Annotated in this window: 8 protein-coding genes; 3 read left to right on the forward strand and 5 right to left on the reverse strand. The window is 70.9% G+C overall.

All coding sequences use genetic code 11. The annotated features are described in order from the left end of the window. Positions 1-348: protealysin inhibitor emfourin (locus tag P2P98_RS14745; protein ID WP_275800864.1), on the forward strand; the 348-nt coding region annotated here is incomplete at its 5' end. A gap of 99 nt (positions 349-447) precedes the next feature. Here the strand turns inward: P2P98_RS14745 and P2P98_RS14750 are convergent. The 3 genes from P2P98_RS14750 to P2P98_RS14760 form a co-directional block, all read right to left on the reverse strand. Further along, positions 448-1,059 (reverse strand): GNAT family N-acetyltransferase, encoded by a 612-nt coding sequence (locus P2P98_RS14750; RefSeq protein WP_058596554.1) that lies wholly within the window; start codon positions 1,057-1,059, stop codon positions 448-450. A 76-nt stretch (positions 1,060-1,135) separates the two neighbouring features. Then, positions 1,136-1,822: a uracil-DNA glycosylase gene (locus P2P98_RS14755; protein WP_275800865.1), complete on the reverse strand. Its 687-nt coding sequence runs from the start codon at positions 1,820-1,822 to the stop codon at positions 1,136-1,138. After that, the gene (locus tag P2P98_RS14760) at positions 1,819-2,304 is read right to left on the reverse strand and encodes a phosphoribosyltransferase (protein WP_275800866.1); all 486 of its coding nucleotides are present in this window, start codon (positions 2,302-2,304) and stop codon (positions 1,819-1,821) included. The genes P2P98_RS14755 and P2P98_RS14760 overlap by 4 nt, the downstream gene beginning before the upstream one ends. A gap of 115 nt (positions 2,305-2,419) precedes the next feature. Here P2P98_RS14760 and P2P98_RS14765 point away from each other — a divergent pair, with 115 nt between their 5' ends. Further along, positions 2,420-3,919: an MFS transporter gene (locus tag P2P98_RS14765; protein ID WP_275800867.1), complete on the forward strand. Its 1,500-nt coding sequence runs from the start codon at positions 2,420-2,422 to the stop codon at positions 3,917-3,919. Between the two features lie 10 nt (positions 3,920-3,929). Here the strand turns inward: P2P98_RS14765 and P2P98_RS14770 are convergent, their stop codons facing one another. Both P2P98_RS14770 and P2P98_RS14775 read right to left on the reverse strand, forming a co-directional pair. Continuing rightward, positions 3,930-5,009, reverse strand: coding sequence for a hypothetical protein (locus P2P98_RS14770; RefSeq protein WP_275800869.1), 1,080 nt, complete (start codon positions 5,007-5,009; stop codon positions 3,930-3,932). Positions 5,010-5,040: 31 nt separating this feature from the next. Then, positions 5,041-5,811 carry an SDR family oxidoreductase gene (locus tag P2P98_RS14775; RefSeq protein WP_275800870.1) on the reverse strand — a complete coding sequence of 257 codons (771 nt, stop codon included), beginning with the start codon at positions 5,809-5,811 and terminating at the stop codon, positions 5,041-5,043. A gap of 167 nt (positions 5,812-5,978) precedes the next feature. Between P2P98_RS14775 and P2P98_RS14780 the strand changes: the two genes are divergently transcribed. Beyond that, positions 5,979-7,300: bifunctional o-acetylhomoserine/o-acetylserine sulfhydrylase (locus tag P2P98_RS14780; RefSeq protein WP_275800872.1), on the forward strand; the 1,322-nt coding region annotated here is incomplete at its 3' end.

Genomic DNA, 7,300 nt, shown 5'->3' on the forward strand with positions numbered 1-7,300 from the left:
GGGTCGGCGTCGAGGAGGATGCCGCAGCCTGACACCGACGAACGCTTCGCCATCGTGGTGGTGCGCTCCGGTGGGATCGCCGGCCTGTCGAAGCAGTGGCGGGCGGAACCCGATCCCGACCGGGCCCCGCATTGGCGCGAGCTCGTCGAGAGCTGCCCGTGGGATGCGCCTCCGACCCCCGCCACCGGGGCCGATCGGTTCCAGTGGCGCATCGAGGTGCGTCGTGGCGACACGGCGGTGCGCCAGGCGCGGCTCAGCGACCAGCAGGTCGAGGGGCCGTGGCGGTCGCTCGTCGACGAAGTGCGCCGGATCGCGGTTCAGGACCGACCGAGCGGGCAGAACTCCTGAGAAACCGGACGTCGATCCTCCCGCAAGCGCGGCACGCCGCATCCGGGGCGGAAACTCAGGAGTTCCGCCCGCCTCCCGGCCGCCGACACCGCGCGCGGCTCAGCCGAACAGCTTCCGCCGCTTCTTCTTCGACGGGATGCTCTTCTGCAGGTAGACCACGCCGAGCCACCGGCCGAACTTGAAGCCGACGCGACCCATACGGCCCACCTCGGTGAAGCCGAGCTTCTCGTGCAGGGCGATCGACGCGTCGGCGCCCTTGTCGCTGATCGCGGCGACCATCTCTCGGATGCCGAGATCCTGGCACGCCGCGATCAGCGCCTCAAGCAGCGCGCGGCCGAGCCCCTTGCCCGCGGCCGCCTGGCCCAGGTAGATCGAGTTCTCGACGGTGTAGCGGTAGGCGGACTTCGACTGCCACGGCTGCACGAGCGCGTATCCGAGCAGTTGGCCGCTCGGCGACTCCGCCACGAGGAACGGAAGTCCGAGCCGCTTCAGCGTCGCGAACTTGTCGCGCCACTTGGCGATCGACCACGCCTTCTCGTCGAAGGTGACCACGGAGTTGCGGACGTAGTAGTTGTAGATCTCGCGGATGTCGGGGATGTCCGCTTCCGTCGCGGGGCGGATCTCGTACGAGAAGGGGCGTTCCGGCTCGGGTGCGCGACGCAGGTGCGCCGGCAGCCGCCGACGGCTCTTCTCGTACTCTTCTTCCAGCACGCACGCCACTCTACGCAGACAGGCGTTTCGGGCGTATGACCCGAGCCGCGTCGACCCCAGCCGCGCGAGGACGTCCTCAGGCCGGAAGGCGCCAGTCCACGGGCTCCGCGCCCTGTTCCTCGAGCAGCGCGTTGACCCGCGAGAACGGCTTCGACCCGAAGAACCCGCGACTCGCCGACAGGGGTGACGGATGCGGCGACGAGACGATCGCCGTGTCGCCGAGCAGAGGCGTGAGGTTCATGGCGTCCCGGCCCCACAGCACCGCCACCAGCGGGGCGTCGCGCGCGACGAGGCAGCGGATCGCGTGCTCGGTGACACGCTCCCAGCCCCAGCCGCGGTGGGAAGCCGGGGCTCCCGGCGCCACCGTCAGCACCCTGTTCAGGAGCATGACGCCCTGCGCCGCCCATGCCGAGAGGTCGCCGTGGGGAGCGGGCGAGATGCCGAGATCGTCGGACAGCTCGCGGTAGATGTTCCCGAGGCTGCGGGGCAGCGGCCGGACGTGCGGGTCGACCGCGAAGGACAGGCCAATCGGATGCCCGGGCGTCGGGTACGGATCCTGGCCGACGATCAGCACGCGCACCGCGTCGATCGGCGTGCGGAATGCCCGCAGCACGAGGTCCCCCGCCGGCAGATAGGGCTTAGCCTCGCTGCGCAGACGCTCACCGATCGCGGCGATGTCGGCGGCCACCGGGGCCAGCGGCTCGACCCACGACGCGTTGATCAGCCCGGCATCCGCGAGCTCGACGAGAGACTTCGCCGTCACGCCGCGTCTTCTTCGTGCACCGACCCCTGGAACGACCAGGGGAAGTCGATCCACAGGTCGGTGTCTTTCCACGAGTAATCGGGCGTGATGATCGTCGACGGCTTGGTGTAGATCACCGCGGATCGCGTCTCGGCACCGTGCCGGGTGAGGAGCTTCACGGCGAGGTCCAGCGTGCGGCCGCTGTCGGCGACGTCGTCGACGAGGAGCACGCGGCGCCCGCTCAGGTACGACAGGTCGAGGGCGGGAGGGAGGACCTCGGGGTCGTCGAGCACCGTGCCGACCCCGGTGTAGAACTCGACGTTCAGCGCCCCGCAGTTCTTGGCTCCCAGGCCGTAGGCGATCGCGCCACCGGGGAGCAGTCCGCCGCGTGCGATCGCGACGACGACCTCGGGCTCGAAGCCATCCGCCACGATCGCTCGCGAGATGTCGCGGGTCGCCGCTCCGAAATCGTCCCAGCTCAACCGCTCACGCTCGTCCGTCACGCCGGACTCCTCTCATCGACTGCTTTCACCCTAGGGCGCGGGCCGCCGCTCTCGCGCCGCGCGCTCGCGAAAGCGACTACCGGATGCCACGCCCCCGCGGTGCTATCGTCGCGCCATGTCGCGCGTCTCCGGCGCGGTCGGCCGGGTGCGCGGGTCCGCGCTCGGGGTGACCGCGGGTCTCATCGGCTGGTTCGTCGTGGTCGAGCTCGCCAGCGGCATCCTGCAGGGGTACTACGTGCCGCTGCTGCCGGACATCGTCGTGCATCTCGGCATCCGCGATGCCGACGTCAACTGGTTCGAGGCCGCCCAGCTCCTGCTGTCGGCGCTCGTCCTCCCGATCCTCGCCAAGCTCGGCGACATGTTCGGGCACAAGCGCATCCTGCTCGCGTCCGCGATCGCGACCGCCGCGGCCAGCTGGTGGCTCGTCTTCGCCGACTCGTTCACGTCGTTCCTGCTCGCGTGGGCGCTGCAGGGGTTCTACGTCGTATGGCTGCCGCTCGAGATCGCCCTCATCTTCGACCGCGGCCGACGCCTCCAGCGCGGCGTCTCGCGCACCCGCAGCGCCGCGGGCCTGCTCGTCGTCGGCCTGCAAGCGGGCGCCATCATCGGCGCTCTCGCTGCCGGCCGCCTGTTCGCCGCGACGGGCGGAGACCTGCGACTCGCCCTCGCCGTCCCCGCGGTGGTGGTGACCCTCGTCTGCCTCGTCATCTGGCTGGGCGTTCCCGAGTCGGAGCGTACTTCCGACCCGCGGCGACTCGATGTCGGCGGCTTCGCGATCCTCGCGGGTGCACTCCTGTGCGTCACGGGCGCCCTCTCGTTCGTCCGGCTGCCGGAGGGGCCCGGACCCGTCGCGATCGGTGCGCTCCTCGTCGCGGGCGTCGCACTCGGCGCGATCTTCGTCTTGTTCGAGCTGCGTCAGCCCGATCCGGCGGTCGACATCCGCGTCCTCCGTCGCCCCGAGATGTGGCCGGTGCAGACAACCGCCTTCCTCGTCGGCATCAGCCTGCTCGGCGCGCAGGGCCCCCTCGCCACGTACGCCGGAACCGACCGGGCGCTCGGGTACGGACTGGGATTGGATGCCACCGACCGCTCGAACGTGATCGGTGTCTACCTCGTCTCGCTCATCGTGGGGGCCGTGCTGTTCGCCGTGACCTCGCGCCGCGCGAGTCCGCGGGCGGTGCTGATCGGCGCGGCGGTCCTCGTCGGTGCGGGATACGCGTTGCTCCTCCCCCTGCACGTCGAGCTGTGGCAGGTGCTGATGTGCCTCGCGATCGCCGGGCTCGGCTCGGGAGCGCTCGTCGCGGCGATGCCCGCGGCAGCCGCCGCCGCCGCACCGCGCGGGCAGACGGGTGTGGCATCCGCTCTCACGAACACGACGAAGACCGTGGGCGGAACGATGTCGTCCGCGGTGTTCGGGGTGGTGCTGGCGGCCGGGGCGGGCTCGGCGGTGGCGGCGACGGCCGCTCCCCTCGCGGGTTACCTGACCGTGTGGTCGATCTGCGCCGCCGGCGGGTTCGCCGCGGCGGTGCTGCTGCTCTTCGTCCCCCGCGTCGCGTTCGCCGACCGCCCCGAGGCCGAGGTGGATGCGCGCGCCGCGCAGGGCGACGTGAGCTGATCCTCGCCGTTCAGGGGCGCCCGAGGAGGAAGAACCCGACGACCAGCGCCACGACGATGCCGAACGACACCCAGGCCGCGAGGCCCCACGACGTCCTCAGACGGCGACCGGCCGGCGCCACCTCACCGGTGTCGCGCCGGAGCCCCGTCACCGCGGGGTCGTCTCGGAGCTGGCCCTCGCGCCAGCGCTCCCACTGCTCGAGCTTCGCGGCGAAGGCGTCCGCGGTGCGCATGACCTCGACCCACCGCTCCGGGTCGGTCGTGACGACATCGCGCGGGTGCACGAGAAGGAGCAGATCGTCGACGATCTCGATGTCCCATCCGCCCGCGTCATCGATCGCCTGGGCCATGACATCGGGCGTGAACAGGTAGAGCGCATCCGCCTCGTACCCCTCGGGGCAGTACAGGTCGAAATGCTCGTCGAAGTCGCCCTCGAGCGAGAGCCTCTGGGCCGAGTCGGGGACGGCCGCCACCGCGAACGCGCGGGTTCCGCGCCGGGCCGCGCGCACGATGATGTGCGGCAGCGGGCGCCGGAGGCCGATCCTGATCCACCCGCCCACGGGCGGGTAGGTGAACCGGCGGGTGGCGTTGCGGATCTCGTAGTCCGCCCACTCGACGGTCCGCCCGTCCGCGTTCTCGCGCGTCATCGCCCGCGAGACGGTGTGGCCCGTGATGCTCCACCACGCGCGCATCGTGCCCGAGCGCGGACCCGGGGTGTAGATGAGGCCGTTGTCTTCCGCGAAGTGCGCGAGGGCCCAGTGTTCGCGGGGGCGCGTGCGCCCTTTGGCCGTGCGGATGACGCCCCACACGCTGAAGACGAACACCCCGAGGAACATGAACGCGAACAGGGCCATCGGCCGGACCTCGTCGGACCCGCCGTGGCGGATCTCCGACGTGATGGTGGCCCACGACCCCAGCGCGCCGATCGTCGACACGATCAGGAGGAAGGTGAAGACGGCCCGCCGCCCCCTCCTCTCGGGGTCGCGGACGCGCGGGTACTCCCGCCGGAACCTCGCCCAGAACCGCCGAAGCTCCGATCGGCTCGGACGGGCTCGAAGCGCATCGACATCGAGCGTCGTCGGTTCGGTCATTCCGGGAGGCCCGACGCCAGCGCGTACGACGTCACCGCGTACGCAGGGGTCCCCGCGCCAGCAGGTGCTGTGCCGACTGCGCGACGGGGCGCACCGTCACGAGGTCGAGGTTCACGTGACCCGGCGCGTCGAGCGCGTAGGCGATCACGTCGGCGACGTCGTCCGCCACCAGGGGCGCCTCGACGCCCTCGTAGAGCTTGTCGGCGGCATCCTTGTCTCCGCCCAGCCGGTTGAGCGTGAACTCCTCGGTGCGGACCATGCCCGGCGCGATCTCGATGACGCGGAGCGGCTCGCCGTTCAGCTCCTGCCGGAGCGCGTGCACGAGCATGGATTCGCCGGCCTTCGCGGCGTTGTACCCACCGCCACCGGGGTACGCAGTCTGGGCGGCGGTCGAGGTGACGAAGAGCAGGTCGGCGTGCCCTTCGTCGTCGGCGGCGCGGCGCAGCAACGGCAGGAGGGATGCCACGAGCCGCTGCGACGAGAGCACGTTGGCCTCGAACATCCAGCGCCAGTCGTCAGGGTCGCCGTCTTCGACCCGGTCACTGCCGCGCGCTCCCCCGGCGACATGCACGAGGGCGTCGACCCCGCCGGTCTCGTCGAGCCAGGCGCTCAAGGCGGCGACGTCGTCGGCGTCGGTCAGGTCGGCCGCGCGAGCGACGACCCCCGTCTCCGCTTCGAGAGCCGCGAGCCGGTCGGCGCGGCGGGCGACGCCCACGACGTCCCATCCCCGCGCGCGCAGGAGGCGTGCGGTCGCCTCTCCGATACCCGAACTGGCCCCGGTCACCACTGCGCGTCGCGTCATGGCATCCACGCTACTCGTCCCCTCCGACGTCGAGCCGACAGGGCCGTGACCGTGTGTGACGGTGGTATTACGGCCCGTGACCCCGGCGGTTGTCGGTGTCGGAGGGGATCCCTACGCTCGCAGAAGGCCACGGCGACCGCCTCGGCCCCCAGACCAGAGGAGCAGCCATGTCGGCACCCGAGAACTGGCGTTTCGAGACCAAGCAGATCCACACGGGCGCCCAGCCCGACCCGGTGACGAAGGCCCGCGCCACCCCGATCTACCAGACCACGTCGTACGTGTTCGACAACGCCGACCACGCGGCGAACCTGTTCGCGCTGGCCGAGTTCGGCAACATCTACACGCGCATCCAGAACCCCACGCAAGACGTCGTCGAGCAGCGCGTCGCGGGCCTCGAGGGCGGCACCGGCGCCCTCCTCGTCGCCAGCGGCCAGGCAGCCGAGACGTTCGCCGTGCTCAACATCGCGCAGGCCGGCGACCACATCGTGTCGTCGAGCTCGATCTACGGCGGCACGTACAACCTCTTCAAGTACACCCTCGCCAAGCTCGGCATCGAGACGACCTTCGTCGAGAACCAGGACGACGCCGAAGAGTGGCGCGCCGCTGTCCGTCCGAACACGAAGCTGTTCTTCGCCGAGACGATCGGCAACCCGAAGATCAACGTGCTCGACATCCGCACGGTGGCCGATGTCGCGCACGAGTCCGGCGTTCCGCTCATCGTCGACAACACGATCGCCACGCCCTACCTCATCCGCCCCTTCGAGCACGGGGCCGACATCATCGTGCACTCGGCGACGAAGTTCCTCGGCGGGCACGGCACCACCATCGGCGGTGTCATCGTCGACGGCGGCCGCTTCCCGTGGTCGGAGCACTCCGAGCGCTTCCCGGGCCTGACCACGCCCGACCCCTCGTACCACGGAGCGGTCTACACGCAGGCGGTCGGCGACGGCCTGGCCTACATCATCAAGGCGCGCGTGCAGCTGCTGCGCGACCTCGGTGCCTCGATCTCGCCGCAGAGCGCGTGGCAGCTCATCCAGGGCATCGAGACCCTGTCGCTGCGCATCGAGCGTCACGTGCAGAACGCGCAGGAGATCGCGGAGTGGCTCGAGAGCCACGACGATGTCGCGAGCGTCAACTACTCGGGGCTTCCCACCTCGCCCTGGTACGCCGCCGCGAACAACTACGCCCCCAAGGGCGTCGGCGCCGTGCTGTCGTTCGAGCTCAAGGGCGGCGTCGAGGCGGGTCGCGAGTTCGTCAACTCGCTGAACCTCTTCAGCCACCTCGCGAACATCGGCGACGTGCGCTCGCTCGTCATCCACCCCGCGTCGACCACGCACTCGCAGCTCACCCCCGAGCAGCAGCTGACCGCGGGCGTGACCCCCGGTCTCGTGCGCCTGTCGGTGGGTCTCGAGAACATCGACGACCTCAAGGCCGACCTCGACCAGGCCCTCGCCGCCGCGCGCCGCCTGTCGGAGGCCGCTCGCGCCTG

The organism is Microbacterium sp. Kw_RZR3 (assembly GCF_029222405.1).
Lineage (GTDB): Bacteria > Actinomycetota > Actinomycetes > Actinomycetales > Microbacteriaceae > Microbacterium.